Origin of the sequence: Acinetobacter sp. NIPH1876, assembly GCF_022808535.1 — a bacterium.
GTDB classification, from domain to species: Bacteria; Pseudomonadota; Gammaproteobacteria; order Pseudomonadales; family Moraxellaceae; genus Acinetobacter; species Acinetobacter higginsii.
The window spans coordinates 213,552-227,584 of the sequence record NZ_JALGBR010000006.1 but is presented as its reverse complement, the minus strand read 5'-3'; the positions used below and the strand labels follow the sequence as shown (position 1 = coordinate 227,584).

At 37.9% G+C, this 14,033-nt stretch carries 11 protein-coding genes and 1 pseudogene; 5 read left to right on the top strand and 7 right to left on the bottom strand.

What is annotated here, in order from left to right; all coding sequences use genetic code 11:
* Positions 1-83 precede the first annotated feature (83 nt).
* A pseudogene (dmeF, locus tag MN869_RS08355) lies at positions 84-938 on the top strand (CDF family Co(II)/Ni(II) efflux transporter DmeF); the annotation flags it as partial.
* A gap of 65 nt (positions 939-1,003) precedes the next feature.
* On the opposite strand, the gene chrA reads toward dmeF, so the two are convergent.
* The 4 genes from chrA to MN869_RS08335 form a co-directional block, all read right to left on the bottom strand.
* Complete coding sequence (gene chrA / locus MN869_RS08350; RefSeq protein WP_002040866.1) at positions 1,004-2,425, bottom strand: chromate efflux transporter; 1,422 nt, start codon at positions 2,423-2,425, stop codon at positions 1,004-1,006.
* A 46-nt stretch (positions 2,426-2,471) separates the two neighbouring features.
* Complete coding sequence (locus tag MN869_RS08345) at positions 2,472-3,410, bottom strand: chromate resistance protein ChrB domain-containing protein (protein WP_002065076.1); 939 nt, start codon at positions 3,408-3,410, stop codon at positions 2,472-2,474.
* Positions 3,411-3,743: 333 nt separating this feature from the next.
* The gene (locus MN869_RS08340; RefSeq protein ID WP_000027438.1) at positions 3,744-4,622 is read right to left on the bottom strand and encodes a TIR domain-containing protein; all 879 of its coding nucleotides are present in this window, start codon (positions 4,620-4,622) and stop codon (positions 3,744-3,746) included.
* 72 nt (positions 4,623-4,694) lie between these two features.
* Positions 4,695-4,982: a hypothetical protein gene (locus MN869_RS08335; protein ID WP_001131666.1), complete on the bottom strand. Its 288-nt coding sequence runs from the start codon at positions 4,980-4,982 to the stop codon at positions 4,695-4,697.
* Positions 4,983-5,630: 648 nt separating this feature from the next.
* On the opposite strand from MN869_RS08335, the gene MN869_RS08330 reads away from it, so the two are divergent.
* The 4 genes from MN869_RS08330 to MN869_RS08315 all read left to right on the top strand — a co-directional run bounded on the left by MN869_RS08330 (position 5,631) and on the right by MN869_RS08315 (position 10,834).
* The gene (locus MN869_RS08330; RefSeq protein WP_005202660.1) at positions 5,631-5,840 is read left to right on the top strand and encodes a hypothetical protein; all 210 of its coding nucleotides are present in this window, start codon (positions 5,631-5,633) and stop codon (positions 5,838-5,840) included.
* Between the two features lie 38 nt (positions 5,841-5,878).
* Positions 5,879-7,756: a potassium transporter Kup gene (locus MN869_RS08325; protein ID WP_005202661.1), complete on the top strand. Its 1,878-nt coding sequence runs from the start codon at positions 5,879-5,881 to the stop codon at positions 7,754-7,756.
* A gap of 550 nt (positions 7,757-8,306) precedes the next feature.
* Positions 8,307-9,968: a phosphoethanolamine--lipid A transferase gene (locus MN869_RS08320; RefSeq protein ID WP_005202662.1), complete on the top strand. Its 1,662-nt coding sequence runs from the start codon at positions 8,307-8,309 to the stop codon at positions 9,966-9,968.
* A 245-nt stretch (positions 9,969-10,213) separates the two neighbouring features.
* Complete coding sequence (locus MN869_RS08315; protein ID WP_017402236.1) at positions 10,214-10,834, top strand: thiol:disulfide interchange protein DsbA/DsbL; 621 nt, start codon at positions 10,214-10,216, stop codon at positions 10,832-10,834.
* A gap of 212 nt (positions 10,835-11,046) precedes the next feature.
* Here the strand turns inward: MN869_RS08315 and xseB are convergent, their stop codons facing one another.
* The 3 genes from xseB to MN869_RS08300 all read right to left on the bottom strand — a co-directional run bounded on the left by xseB (position 11,047) and on the right by MN869_RS08300 (position 14,022).
* Entirely contained in the window at positions 11,047-11,244 is a 198-nt protein-coding gene (gene xseB / locus MN869_RS08310) for an exodeoxyribonuclease VII small subunit (protein ID WP_004652856.1), read from the bottom strand.
* Complete coding sequence (xseA, locus tag MN869_RS08305; protein ID WP_005202674.1) at positions 11,237-12,505, bottom strand: exodeoxyribonuclease VII large subunit; 1,269 nt, start codon at positions 12,503-12,505, stop codon at positions 11,237-11,239. The genes xseB and xseA overlap by 8 nt, the downstream gene beginning before the upstream one ends.
* 158 nt (positions 12,506-12,663) lie before the next feature.
* Positions 12,664-14,022, bottom strand: coding sequence for an amino acid permease (locus MN869_RS08300; protein ID WP_081400820.1), 1,359 nt, complete (start codon positions 14,020-14,022; stop codon positions 12,664-12,666).
* Positions 14,023-14,033: the final 11 nt, after the last annotated feature.

Sequence of the window (14,033 nt, the reverse complement as noted above, 5' to 3'; positions counted from 1 at the left end):
GGTACAGCTAAAACGGTGGCTGTTGCATAAATATCTGAAGATTAGAACAACTCTATCTTTCGTCTATTTGTGCAACAAAGCCGATTGCGACAATTCTTACAGCAATCATGATGGTACTAGAGATATTGGGGGGATGGATTTTTAATTCGATGGCCTTACTCGCAGATGGCTGGCATATGAGTTCACATATGGTTGCTCTCGGCTTAGCTTATTTCGCATATCGAATGGCCCGACATTATGCTCATGATCAGCGATTTAGTTTTGGTACTTGGAAAATTGAGATTCTAGCAGGGTACAGTAGTGCTATTTTACTTATGGTTGTAGCACTTTTAATGGGTATTCAATCTATCGATCGATTAATGAATCCCGTGAATATTCATTACAATGAGGCAATACCAATTGCAATTGTTGGTTTATTGGTAAACTTGGTTTGTGCATGGTTATTACATGACGGAGGCCACCACCATCACCACGAGCATGATCATCACCATGAACACGACCACCACCACGATCATCATGACTTAAATCAAAAGGCGGCGTTTCTGCATGTAGTAGCTGATGCGGTTACTTCTGTATTGGCAATTGTTGCATTGTTTGCGGGGAAATATTTTGGTTGGAGTTTCTTAGATGCACTATTAGGTGTAGTTGGAGCTATTCTTGTCGCTAAATGGTCATGGGGATTATTAAATGAGACAGGAAAGACACTACTCGATGCAGAAATGTCTCACCCTGTGGTTGATGAAATCAAAGAGGTTATAGAGGAATTTCCTCAAGTTAATATTACTGATTTACATGTTTGGAAAGTTGGTAGAGGCAAGTTTTCTTGCATCTTGGCTTTAGAGAGTACAGGTGTAGATTTAACACCAGATGTAGTGAAACAGGCACTCTCTATCCATGAAGAAATTGTGCATGCAAGTGTTGAAATACATTTTATTTGAATTATTGAATGGTTTTAGTTGGACAAATAAGTCCAACTAAAACATTTTTATATAGTTATAAGTGATTAGCCGCTTATCCCGAAAAAGTGAAGAATAATTCCTATAGCGCAGCAACCAGCTAAAGTAGTCATCATTCCAAGTTTGAAACGGAATAAAGCAAGCATAGCTATGATTGATAACATTAGTGACCATGGGTTAATGCTGGATAAAACTGGAACTTGTAAAACCATTCCATATTTATGAATTACATTAACTTCAGCAAATAATGTATGTAATGCAAACCACACTGATAGATTAAGGATCACTCCAACAACAGCTGCTGTAATTGTCGAAAGTATGGCATTTAAAGCCTTATTATTTCTTAATGCTTCAATATATGGAGCACCAATAAAAATGAATAGAAAAGAGGGTACAAATGTTACCCATTTCGCTAATATACCTCCAAGAGTACCAGCCAAGGCAGGATTCAATGATCCTGGGTCTCGATACGCTGCCATAAAGCCTACAAACTGAACTACACTAATCAGGGGGCCAGGGGTGGTTTCAGCCATACCAAGTCCGATCAGCATTTCACTAGGTTTAAGCCAATGGAAGTTTTCGACGGCTTGCTGTGCAACATAAGATAAAATTGCATAAGCACCACCAAACGTAAGTACGGACATTTTGCTGAAGAATAGAGCGATATGCGTATAAACATTATCTTTGCCCATTAAAGTAATAAAAGCTATAAGTGGGCCGAGCCATAAGACCAAACCAATGAGAGTAATTTTTAGAGCTCTTGTATGGGAAGGTTGTACATGCTCTGGGATCTGCTTAGCAAAAGCAGCATCAATAGCTGCTAATGAAGCATTAGAGCTATTAGCGTCAGAATGAGATGAGGAGGCGTTAAATGCTTTACTTCCACTTTTATTTCCGATGTAACCGATAAGCGCAGCAACTAAAATAATAAATGGAAAAGGCAAAGCAAAGATAAAGATGCCGATAAATGACAAGATAGCGACAATGACCATCACCTTGTTTTTTAAGGCTCGACGACCTACACGCATGACAGCTTCAAGAACTACTGCAAGTACGGCTGCTTTTAATCCAAAGAATAATGCTTGAACAATACTAATCTGACCATAACTTGCATAAATCCAGCTTAGTATTCCTAATGCAAGTAGACCCGGTAAAATAAAGAGAGTACCCGCAACGAGTCCGCCACGTGTTCGGTGTAATAACCAACCTATGTATACAGCCAACTTATGTGCTTCAGGACCAGGAACAAGTGTACAGTAATTTAAGGCATGTAAAAAACGCGTTTCACTAATCCATTGTTTCTCTTCAACTAAAATTTTATGCATTACTGCGATTTGCCCCGCAGGTCCACCAAAGCTAAGCGCAGCTACTTTAAGCCATACCCAAAAAGCTTCACGAAATGAAACACCATGAAGTTCATGTGGGGGAATGCTTTCAGCTAAAGCAGTGGAATCTTCATTTGTATTCATTGCTATTTCACCTAAATTTTTGAAATTTAAAAAGTATTTGATGCGTTTAATCATTCAGTACAGAGCTATTTTTATTAAAGCTAGACAATAGGCCATTAAAGATTGCATTTGATGCGACTAATAATTGGTCATCATCTGTAATGTTTTCATGTATTCCTGCAAAGACGGTTTCTATGCCTGAAGCTTCGGGTGGCTCAATCCCGCCAATATCAAGATAGTGGACAATCTCTGCAATTTTTTTCAAAGCAGGTGTTTCTAAATTAAAACTATGTAAAAGAACTTCGAAGGTAACCCAGTGATTGATATGACTGAAAGCTGCACCATCAAAATCGAATCCTAAAGCTTCTTCTGGACATTCACTTGGTGTTTCTAACCAAATAAATGTAGGAGTTGAATCAATAAAAGTCTTGATTAGCCATGCAGAGGCTAGACGATCAATCCAAGGTCTCTTACGAGTTGCCCATATTTTGTTTTGATAACTATTTTTATCTAGAAGTTGAATATGTGCTTGTATTGCTTGAGGCTCATTCACTTCACCAAGTCGAGCTATTGAAAGCTCTAAAGCAGAAAGTTCATTTAGTACCTGTGCTTGAGTCTCATCGGGGTAATAGTCAATTTCTACGAGTGCATCGATACTTTTTCTTAATTTACGGATTTGCTTGAGCAGCTCTTTCTTTTCATCTTTAGATTGACGATCTCTTAACTCAGAGAGTTGTTTATAGAGGACATCGTATTCTTCTTTTCGACTGAAGAAAGGAGCTAATTCAAGGTTTAAAGGCTGCTCCGCATGGAATACATACGCAGAGCCTTGCTCTGAAATAACGTCACTTGCAATAGGATCAAATTTCTCGCTATGAGAAATGGGAAGTAAATACACACCATCTCTAAGGATTGCGGCTCCACTTGCTTTAAGAGAACGCCATACTCTCATACGTGTAGATGTGTTCTGTGTAGGCAAAGAGGATATGAGTAAAGATATTTTCATGTTGTATACTCAACTTATTTGTTAAATATATAACATTAATTTGGCTTGGATACAAATATGAAGAATCGATTTCTTATATCAAAAGAAATATTAAAGGGCGGAAATGGCTAAAGAAGAATTTTTTAAGTTTTTGATTTTATATAAATTATTTGGTTTTATTGTTTCAATATACATCAATATTTGTGAATTCAGTATTACTCATCACAAAAAAAATTGTTTTAGTTATAATTAAATTATTGATTGTAAAGTGTCTAAATTGTAGGGTGTTCAAAAGTTGACTGAGAATTAGGTTATTTGTAAATCTCAGTCAAAATTTTAATTTTTAGAAGGCGCTTATCGATTTAAGATAACATCAGCTAATTGATGGGCAATTTCCTCAATACTATTTACAGAAGTATTTAAGGCGACTTTATCGGCTAAATTCGGACTATAATCTAAAACGTCATTTTTAGTAATTTTGTGCCAAATCGGTAAAATCATTTTATGGCCATTCATTTCTCGAGCTACTAAGCCATCAAGTTCATAGTTGGTCCAGTCTTTCTTAATAAAGTCAGTTGAAAGAACAACGGTACCGTATTTAGAGTTTCGGAGACCACTATCAATTTTTTGACGTAAACTGTCCCCAACTTTTAACGTGAATTCATCGTACCAAACGTTTACTCCAAGTTGCTGTAATGTCTCTGCAAGCGGTCTGACAAAATCTTCTTTATCTTCTGAAGCGTGTGAAATAAACAAATCATATTCTGGTTCCGTCTCAGGTATTGTATTGTTGTAAGATGATATTGAAACATCAGTAATATATTGGGTAGAAGCTTTAATAGCATCAATTTCACGTTTCAGCTTCTTTTGATGTTCAATTTCGTCTTTCTGCTGTTTTTTAGTCAGGACCTCTAATTTTTTTCTTTCCAGTATTTCTTCTTTTATAAGGTTCTGCTTTTCTTTCAGCAGCTTATTATCAATATCAATCTTTTTCTTTTGTAAGTCTGAAAGTTTTGATTGTATACGAGCGTTTTCTTGTTCTTTCCTACTAATTTCTGATAACTTTGTTTTTAATGTAGAGGGGCTAGTTGTCTTCCCGATAGAATTTTGAATTTGTAAAATTTTAGAAATTATATCAGCTCCCTTTTTCTGCTCTAAGCTCATTCGATGAGTAATATCTGCTAACTCCTTATTTAACCTTGTTATGGTACTGCTTATAGTTTGTATTGACATGTTGGCTCTATGATAAATATAAAGGGTAAGATTATTATTTGGTTAGGCGAAATACAAGGTTTATGTGTTACATCACTCTGTAAGCGTAGAGCAGTGCTCTGCCCAATCTGCCATTAATTCTTTACGTTTATCTAGATAATCTCCACGCAAGTAAGAAGCTTCAACTTTATCTGGTAGTTTGTGCGCTAATACATGTTCACAGACTTCACGCGCATAATTAGTTTTTTCCGCAGACCAGTCACGAAAAGTAGACCGAAAGCCATGTGTGGTAATTATACGATTCTGTTTTGGATCAATATAGCCTAAGCCATTTTTTAGTTCTTGTTCATGCATACGCTTGATTAGTGTAGTCAATGGCATGTCGGAAAGCATTTCACCACTACGTGGGGCGGGGAATATAAAATCTTCTAATTGAATATATTCTCGAATGAACTCTTAATTGAGGTAAAATTACATGAACTGTCTTAGAATGGGTAGTTTAAGATGATTTGTAATTTACAATCATTAGCTTACTAAGCAAGAATAGTGTCAGGTGAATGAAATATAAACAAATGATTGGTTGAAATTTTATTGTAGTAAAAATAACAGTAAAAAACTAAAATTAAATTATTTTTTGTATGTTTATCAGTGGTTTGGTTGTTTAATTTGACTAACACCGCTTCCGCCAAATTCAAAAAGCCCTTGTTATTGCAAGGGCTTTTTTCTTATCTGTGCTAATGCCATTTAAATTGGGAATATGAACCAAGGCCATCCCCCTTTACTCTGTGTGATATCGAACAAGTTCAACTATTAAAAAGCAAGCACCTAGAATGCTGGCTTCAGTACTATCTGGCCAAAGTAACCCAAACTTAAATTTATTTCTTAAAGTTAGATCTTCGAATGTGGTTTTAGGAGAGCTTGGACATGTTGTGCTTAGATGACGTCACCTAAAAATTTACGCAAATTTTACGCGGCCATTTTTTTAAGTTTATTAAAATACACTTTGCAATCATTCTTATGGATAGGTTAATGGGTTTCTTTAATACATCTGATCAAGACAATCATGTTCATAACTTGCTTCTTAATAAAAAAGAGATACTGATGGAGTATCGCGTAGATGTGCTGGTCGAAAAATATATCGGTGCATCGAAAGAAATACAGCAGATTATTGTTCAGATTCTTAAAGAGAGAGGGTATTCTTCACGAGAAATAGAGCATATGCTTAAAGAAAATAAATGACCAAAGTCGTGCCCTATAACAGTTAAAGAAAGCTCATTATGCAAAATACTACAAAAAAAGCAGCATTACCTGCCACAGCGTTGGCAGCGCTCGGGGTGGTCTTTGGAGATATCGGAACAAGTCCTCTCTATGCATTAAAGGAATCCTTCCATGCGGCTCATGGTTTGGGGATTCAACCTGAAAATGTATTAGGTATTTTGTCGATTATCTTCTGGTGCTTAATGCTGATCATCAGTATTAAATACATCGCGATTGTCATGCGTGCAGACAATAATGGTGAAGGTGGGATCATGGCTTTATTGGCCTTGAACCTACGTAAAGCGAAATTATCAGAAACAAAAAAAATCTATCTGATTGCGATTGGTTTTATCGGAGCATCTTTATTCTTTGGAGATGGGATTATTACCCCAGCCATCTCCGTTCTTTCTGCAGTTGAAGGTTTATCCATTGCCACCAATGTGCTTGATCCTTTCATTGTGCCCATTGCGATTGTGATTGTGACCACGCTGTTTTTGATGCAGAAACATGGCACAGCCTTTGTCGGTAAGTTTTTTGGACCAATCACCTTAGTCTGGTTTTTGTCACTTGGCATTTTAGGTATTGCCAGTGTGATACAGACACCAGTTGTACTGGGGATGGTGAGTCCACACTGGGCAATACAGTTCATTTTCACTCATCCAGTTCAGTCTTTCTTTATTATGGGGGCCGTGGTGTTAACCGTCACTGGAGGAGAAGCGTTATATGCCGATATGGGGCACTTTGGCCCCCGTCCGATTCGTTTTGGCTGGTTCAGTGTCGTGTTGCCTTGCTTGGTTTTAAACTATGCAGGCCAAGGTGCACTATTACTGCGACATCCCGCAGCGATTGAAAACCCATTCTATTTATTGGTGCCAAGTTGGGCGTTATACCCGATGATTATCTTGGCGACTATGGCGGCAGTGATTGCCTCACAAGCGGTTATTTCTGGGGTGTTTTCCTTGGCACGCCAAGCAATTCAATTGGGTTATTTACCAAGATTAGGGATTAAACATACTTCTGATTCAGAAGAAGGGCAGATTTATGTGCCTTTTCTAAACTGGCTATTACTGATTGCAATTTTAATTCTAATTTTAATCTTCCAGACCAGTTCAAACCTTGCCAGTGCCTATGGTCTAGCGGTTACATTAACCATGCTCTGCGATACGATTTTGGTTGCAGTCTTTATTTATTATGCTTGGAAATGGAGTCTACCAAAGGTATTTTTACTTATTATTCCATTTTTCATTCTAGAGTCAGTTTTGGTTGCCGCAGCATCTTTAAAAATATTCTCAGGTGGTTGGGTGCCATTATTAATTGGTGCTGTAGCAATGATCATTCTAATGACTTGGAAGCGAGGTCGAGAGCTCACTTTTGCAAAGCTTGAACATGACACATTGTCACTCGACTTATTCATAAGAAGTATTGGCGATAATGTACATCGTGTGCCAGGAGATGCGGTATTCCTGACAGGTACGCCGAATGTGGTTCCACATGCCATGTTGCATAATATTAAGCACAATAAAGTGTTACATGAACGGAATATTCTGGCGACTGTGGTAATTGAAGATGTCCCTTATGTCCCGCAAGAAGAGCGTATTCATGTTGAAACTTTAGATAATCATTTCTATCGGATTAAAATTTTCTATGGATTTAAAGACGAGCCGAATGTACCACGTGCATTGGCTCAAGCCTATGAGCAGCTAGAGTTTGAATACGATTTGATGCAGATTAGCTTCTTTATCTCACGTGAACGTATCATGCATAGTGTCGGGGATGGCATGGCACCTTGGCGGGAGCATTTATTTATTTCAATGCAACGTAATACCAGTCCAGTCAGTGATTTTTATCAAATCCCGACCAACCGTGTAGTAGAACTGGGTAGCCAGATCGAAATTTAAGAATGTGTGCTAAGCATCTTAATTTAGCTGTGATTGCTTTAACCAAGCTCAAAAAGCCTTTGTGATAACAAGGGCTTTTTGTTGCTTGTACTTTCCGATCATCATGAGCGTTAACACAGACCTGAGGGAACAGTATGATATTCAATATGAGAATGTTCAAGCATGATGCTTTCATTTCAGCTTCATTTAAGCAAACCGTTCTATTCTAAAACCCTAGTAAAGCCGAACAAGCATTGTTACACCTTTTGCCATATCCTCAGATGTGGTTTTTTTATGCCAGTTTTTTCTGTTTTGACTTTGTTTATACAGCTCGTAGTACATTAAATAATTATGGTTAAATTGATAGTAATATAAAATATTTTCTTTACTCTTAAACTTAATGGTGAATTTAATTTAGGATGACACGTAAATTACATTTTTGTCATATTAAAAAAATAGATTAAATTTGAGATATACTTTTTAAAGTAAAGTTGTTTACTTTTTCGGGTTTTGTTTTTAATTTTTATTTATTTCTAAAAAAGCTGGGGTGTCTGGTTTTCGGGATTTTAAAATGCTTTGGCTTAAAAATATATTTGGAAGAGATATTTCATTATTATGGTTTAATTTTATATTGGCAATCTGGCTGGGTCTATTTTTGAACTTTTCATTCTTTGTGAAAATTCAAGATCTAACCCCTTATTCAGGTATCCAAAGTTTTCTATTTTTGATTGCTTCTATATTGGTCGTGATCTTTACATATAATTTTATATTTCAGATTTTTAACTGGCGTTGGACTGCAAAACCCATTGCGATTTTTCTGATCTTAATTGGCGGATTTGCATCCTATACCGTAACTTCACTTGGTGTATGGATTACTTCTGATCAAATCCAGAATATGATGCAAACCAACTTTACAGAAGCACGAGATCTTTGGTCTTGGTATCTTTTGGCTTGGGTCTTGGGACTGATCATTCTGCCTATTTTTGTTTTTGCTAGGGTTAAAATTAGACATGAAGCTAAACCCTTTATGTTTCAATTTACTCAAAAAATTATAACTGCTGTTGTTTCTTTATCTATTGTCATCGTTATGCTGTTTATTTTCTATGTCGATTTTGCAGCTATTTTCCGTGAAAATCGCAGTTTAAAAGGAATGATTTCGCCACAAAATATGATTAGCTCTTTTGTTTCATATTACAAAAAGAAGGCACCAAAAAAGAATCAACCCTTCATCAGTTATGGTGAAGATGCCAAGCTTTTACAACGTGAAAATGCATTACCCAAACTGATGGTGCTTGTAGTGGGTGAAACAGCCAGAGCTGAAAATTTCTCTTTAAATGGGTACAGCAAACTCACCAATCCTGAAATGGCTCAACAGGACATCTTGAATTTTTCTAAAGTGAGTTCGTGTGGTACAGCAACGGCTGTTTCTGTTCCCTGTATGTTTTCGGGGATGCCACGTAAATCCTATGATGAGCGCTTAGCCATTCGTAGAGAGGGCTTGCTTGATATCGCGCAACGTGCTGGTTATCAGGTCACTTGGATTGAAAATAATTCTGGTTGTAAGGGCGTTTGTGACCGGGTTGAGATGTATAAGATTGCAGAACCGATTCAGAAAAAATGGTGCAAGGGGGGAGAATGTTTTGATGAGATTTTAATTGATAGTTTGCAATCCTATCTAAAATCGATTCCTCAAGGGGATACACAACCTCGTTTGCTTGTATTGCATCAATTAGGCAGTCATGGTCCAGCGTATTACAAGCGCGTCCCGCCCCAATTTAAAGTTTTTAGGCCTACATGTGATACCAATGCCATTCAGGGGTGTAGTCGTGAAGCTTTGCAAAATACCTATGACAATACTTTGTTATATACCGATTATATCTTGAGCCAACTAGTTGAAACTTTAAAACAGAATACACAATATGAAACAGGCTTATGGTATTTGTCTGATCATGGGGAATCTACAGGTGAAAGTGGTATGTATTTACACGGAGCCCCTTATATGATTGCACCTCAACAGCAAACACATATTCCGATGATCATGTGGTTTTCTGCACTTTGGAAACAGTCTAATCCTGAGCAGATAAAATGTTTGTCGAATCAAAAAAATGAAGTATTGAGTCAGGATAATTTATTTCCAACAATGTTAAGTTTATTGGATATAAAAACGAAAGTTATTGATGCTGAAACGGATATGCTAGCGACTTGTTCATCCATATCGAGTAAGGTTAATTAAGTAGACGAATTTGTTTATTTTTGTGATGTGATATTTATTTTAATCGTAAGTGTGTGGTAAAAATGACAGCTTCACGATATACATTCCTCCAGTGAAATATTTATATCGTTATCCCATTCATTTTTCGAAATGTTTGGGATTTTTTAAATGAGTAATCATTAAATCGAGGTTGATGTCTGATTAAAATATTTATTTTAATGCAGATATTACCTCGTTTAGAAGTGACTGTAAGAGCTATAAATTTAATGAAACATTTTATTTTAACCAGCGCGGCTGCAATTGTTGCAGTATGTTCAACACAGAGCATGGCCGCAGATTTTATTGCCGGTAAAGATTATACCGTGGTTCAAAATCCAGTAAAAACATCAGCGCCTGCTAATACAATCGAAGTGCGAGAGTTTTTTTGGTATGGATGTTCTTATTGCTTTAAATTAGAACCACATATGCAATCTTGGTTAAAGACCATTCCGAAGGATGTTTACTTTCTGCGTACGCCAGCAGCAATGAACCCGATGTGGGAACAAGGTGCGCGTGCATATTATGTGAGTGAGGCTTTAGGTGTACGTAAACGTACCCATCTACCGTTATTCCATACCAATTTTTCAGGTAAGGAAAAGGTTTTACAAAAAGAGGCTTTTGCTAAGTTTTTTACTCAATATGGCATTTCTGAGGCTAAATTTAATAGCAGCTATGATTCTTTCCCGATTACAGCAAAAATTGCAGAATCAAACCAATTGGCGCAAAAATATCAACTTACGGGCGTTCCAGCTGTTGTGGTCAATGGTAAATATATCGTCCAAGGCGGGGATAATAAAGTAGTTCAAGTGGTTGAATATCTTGTGAATAAAGAGCGTAAGACTCAGTAATTTTGCTGTTTGAACCGATGGCAGACCTTTAAAGTCTGTGTCGTAAATCAAGCGCTTATGAAGGTGTTGTCAGTAAGATTGCTACAACACTTCTTTGTTTATAAAATTGTTCACGATTTAAAATAAAGAGGCCGAGCCAGCGCTGCATCGTTTTTCGGCCTTGTCATGGTTTTATACAATTGATGATCAAACTGACTTCTTTATACTAAAAATTAACTCTCTTTAAAGGTTTCATTCAATGCTTGTTGCACTGCATCTACACGTGATTTACAGGCTTTGTATGCATTCATTGACTCCTCAACAATCTTCATTAAGTTATCAATATCAGGCTCTTCCTGAGCTTCGAGCAGCGCCGCATTTTTTTTGAGCAGGCTATAACCGTCTTTAAAGCTTAATTCTTTTTTACTCATGATCAATGACCTCTTTGATATGACTTACATTGGCATGGATGTAACCATCATGCATTTCAACCGCGATGCTTGAGCCGACTTGTTGCACAGAGCGAATTGCTTTGTTTTCACTACGCACAATGGCATAGCCTTTGGCTAAAACATGTTTGGGATTTTGCAGTAATGTTTCCCGCATCAAGGCTTCGATTTGGGTCGAGGCTGTTTTAAGTTGCTGTTTCGCAAAATATTGTAGGGTTGATTTAGCAACTTGAAGGTGTAAATTACTGGCGCTGATTTGATTCTCAGCCTGTGATTTGATGACACTCATCAATCGATCATTTTGGCTTTGATAGGCGGTAATCTGATGTTGAGACAGTAGTTTGATGGTTTGTAGATGATTGACGACATCTTGTGAGCGTTCTGCAATCAGATTCCGAATTCCTGCAATGACTTTACTGGGTGTATCAAAGGAACGATGTGCAATCTCATCTAAAATGGTTCGGTCTTTTTCATGTCCAATACCCACCCAGATCGGGACTTTACGTTTACACAGCAGGGCAGCCAGATCATAGTCATTTAAATAAGCTAAATCGTTGACTGCACCACCACCACGAATGATCACGATCAGATCTGGCGGTAGGGTATAATCTTTTGCCCACTGGCGTAGCCCTGAGCCTAAAGACTCCATAATACTGTGTGCGGCGGTATTACCTTGAAAAGTCGCGGTGTGATAAACAAATTGACAGACACCGGCTTGATGTAATGCATCGGCATCTTTCTTGAAGTCACCTAAACCTGCTGCATTTTCCGGAGCAATCACCAGAACATTTTCAATATCAAATGGGGCGGGTAGTTCCTTATTAAGATGAACCAATCCTTCACTGCTTAATCGCGCAAGAATCTGTTGATAACGCTTTGCAATATCGCCCAAGGTAAAGCTTGAGTCGATATCTTCAATATTGACCGAAAAGCCATATTGAGGATCAAAACGAGCCTTGATTTTAATTAGCACATTTAAATCTTTTGATAGTTCAATACCACTTTCGCGCTCAAACTTGAGCACCATTTTAGCCGCAGTGAATTTCCAAATCGTGGCTTTACAGCTTGCGATGACTTTATCGGTATCTTGTTCTTTTTCTGCCAGTTCAAGATAGTAATGCCCACCTTTAATATTTAAATTCCGAATCTCGGCTTTGACCCAGACAGGCTCATCAAAAGACAGGCGAATGACTTCCTGTACCGCTGTGAGATAATCGCTAAGAGAGAATTGAGGTTCGGACATTGGATTGAGTGATAAAGGGGACAGCACTATAGTAGCAAATTGAGTCAGCTGATAACAAATCAGGCCTAAGATGTCGAAACTTATGCTTTAGATCGGCAGATAACGCATCTACAACGTATTCGTGTTGAACCCTGTAGATGCGAATGAGTGGCCATGTTTTAAAGTGATTTATTCCATTTCAAGACTTTAAATAATCCGAACATAAACATGATCCAGACCGGAATTAGAATCACAGACTCTTTAAAGCCTTGGGTCCACATGATGTACAGAATCATGACAATAAAGGCGAGAACCAGATAGTTGCTAAGTGGCGAGAACAAGGCTGGAAATTTTACAGTCTTGCCTTCTAATCGAATAGCCTGTTTAAATTTTAAATGGGTAAAGCTAATAATCGCCCAGTTTAGAACCAAGGCAGCGACAGCCATATACATCAGGTGGCTTAGCGCTTGTTCTGGCACAAAATAGTTCAGTAAGACACAGCCAAAAATCAAGATAGAAGAAAAGATCACCGCTGGCATTGGTACGCCTTGCTTGCTGACTTTGGCAAAAATCTTAGGGGCATTACCTTGTACTGCAAGCCCGAACAGCATACGACTATTGGCATACATGCCGCTGTTATAAACCGAGAGTGCTGCGGTCAGAATAATAAAATTGAGTAAATGTGCGGCCCAATCAATGCCCAGTTGACTGAAAATCATCACGAAAGGGCTTTTATCCAAACCACCCAGATCAAGTTGATTCCAAGGAATCAATGACATAATGATCGCCAGCGACGCTACATAAAAAATCAAGATTCGGAAAATCACCTGATTAATGGCTTGAGGAATACTTTTTTCTGGATTTTCTGCTTCAGCTGCAGTCATACCGATCAATTCAATGCCGCCAAAGGCAAACATTAAAAAGGCCAACATGTAAAACAAGCCTGAGAAGCCATGCGGAAAAAATCCGCCGTGTTGCCATAAATTAGTAAAGCTTGCAGTCGAATCAGCTCCCGCAGTCAGTAATAGGTACAAACCAAACAAGATCATTGAAATGACGGCAACAACCTTGATAATGGCCAACCAGAATTCGGATTCGCCATAAAATTTCACATTGCCCAGATTTAAGCAGGTGACGACAATGAAGAAGAACAAAGTCGAGATCCACGCAGGGATATGTGGCCACCAATAATGGATATATTTGGCAATCGCTGTCAGCTCAGTCATTGCCACTAAAATATAAACCACCCAGTAATTCCAACCTGATAAGAATCCAGCAAAATTTCCCCAATATTTTTGTGAGAAATAACTAAAAGAACCCGCTACAGGTTCTTCTACAATCATTTCACCCATTTGTCGCATGATTAGAAATGCGATCAAACCGACAATGGCATAGCCTAAGATAATCGAAGGACCTGCGGACTGGATTGCCTGAGCTGAGCCTAAAAACAGACCTGTACCCACAGCACCACCCATCGCAATCAATTGGATATGGCGGTTTTTTAGTCCACGTTTTAATTGGGGAGAGGAATTACTCAAAATACGCTGCG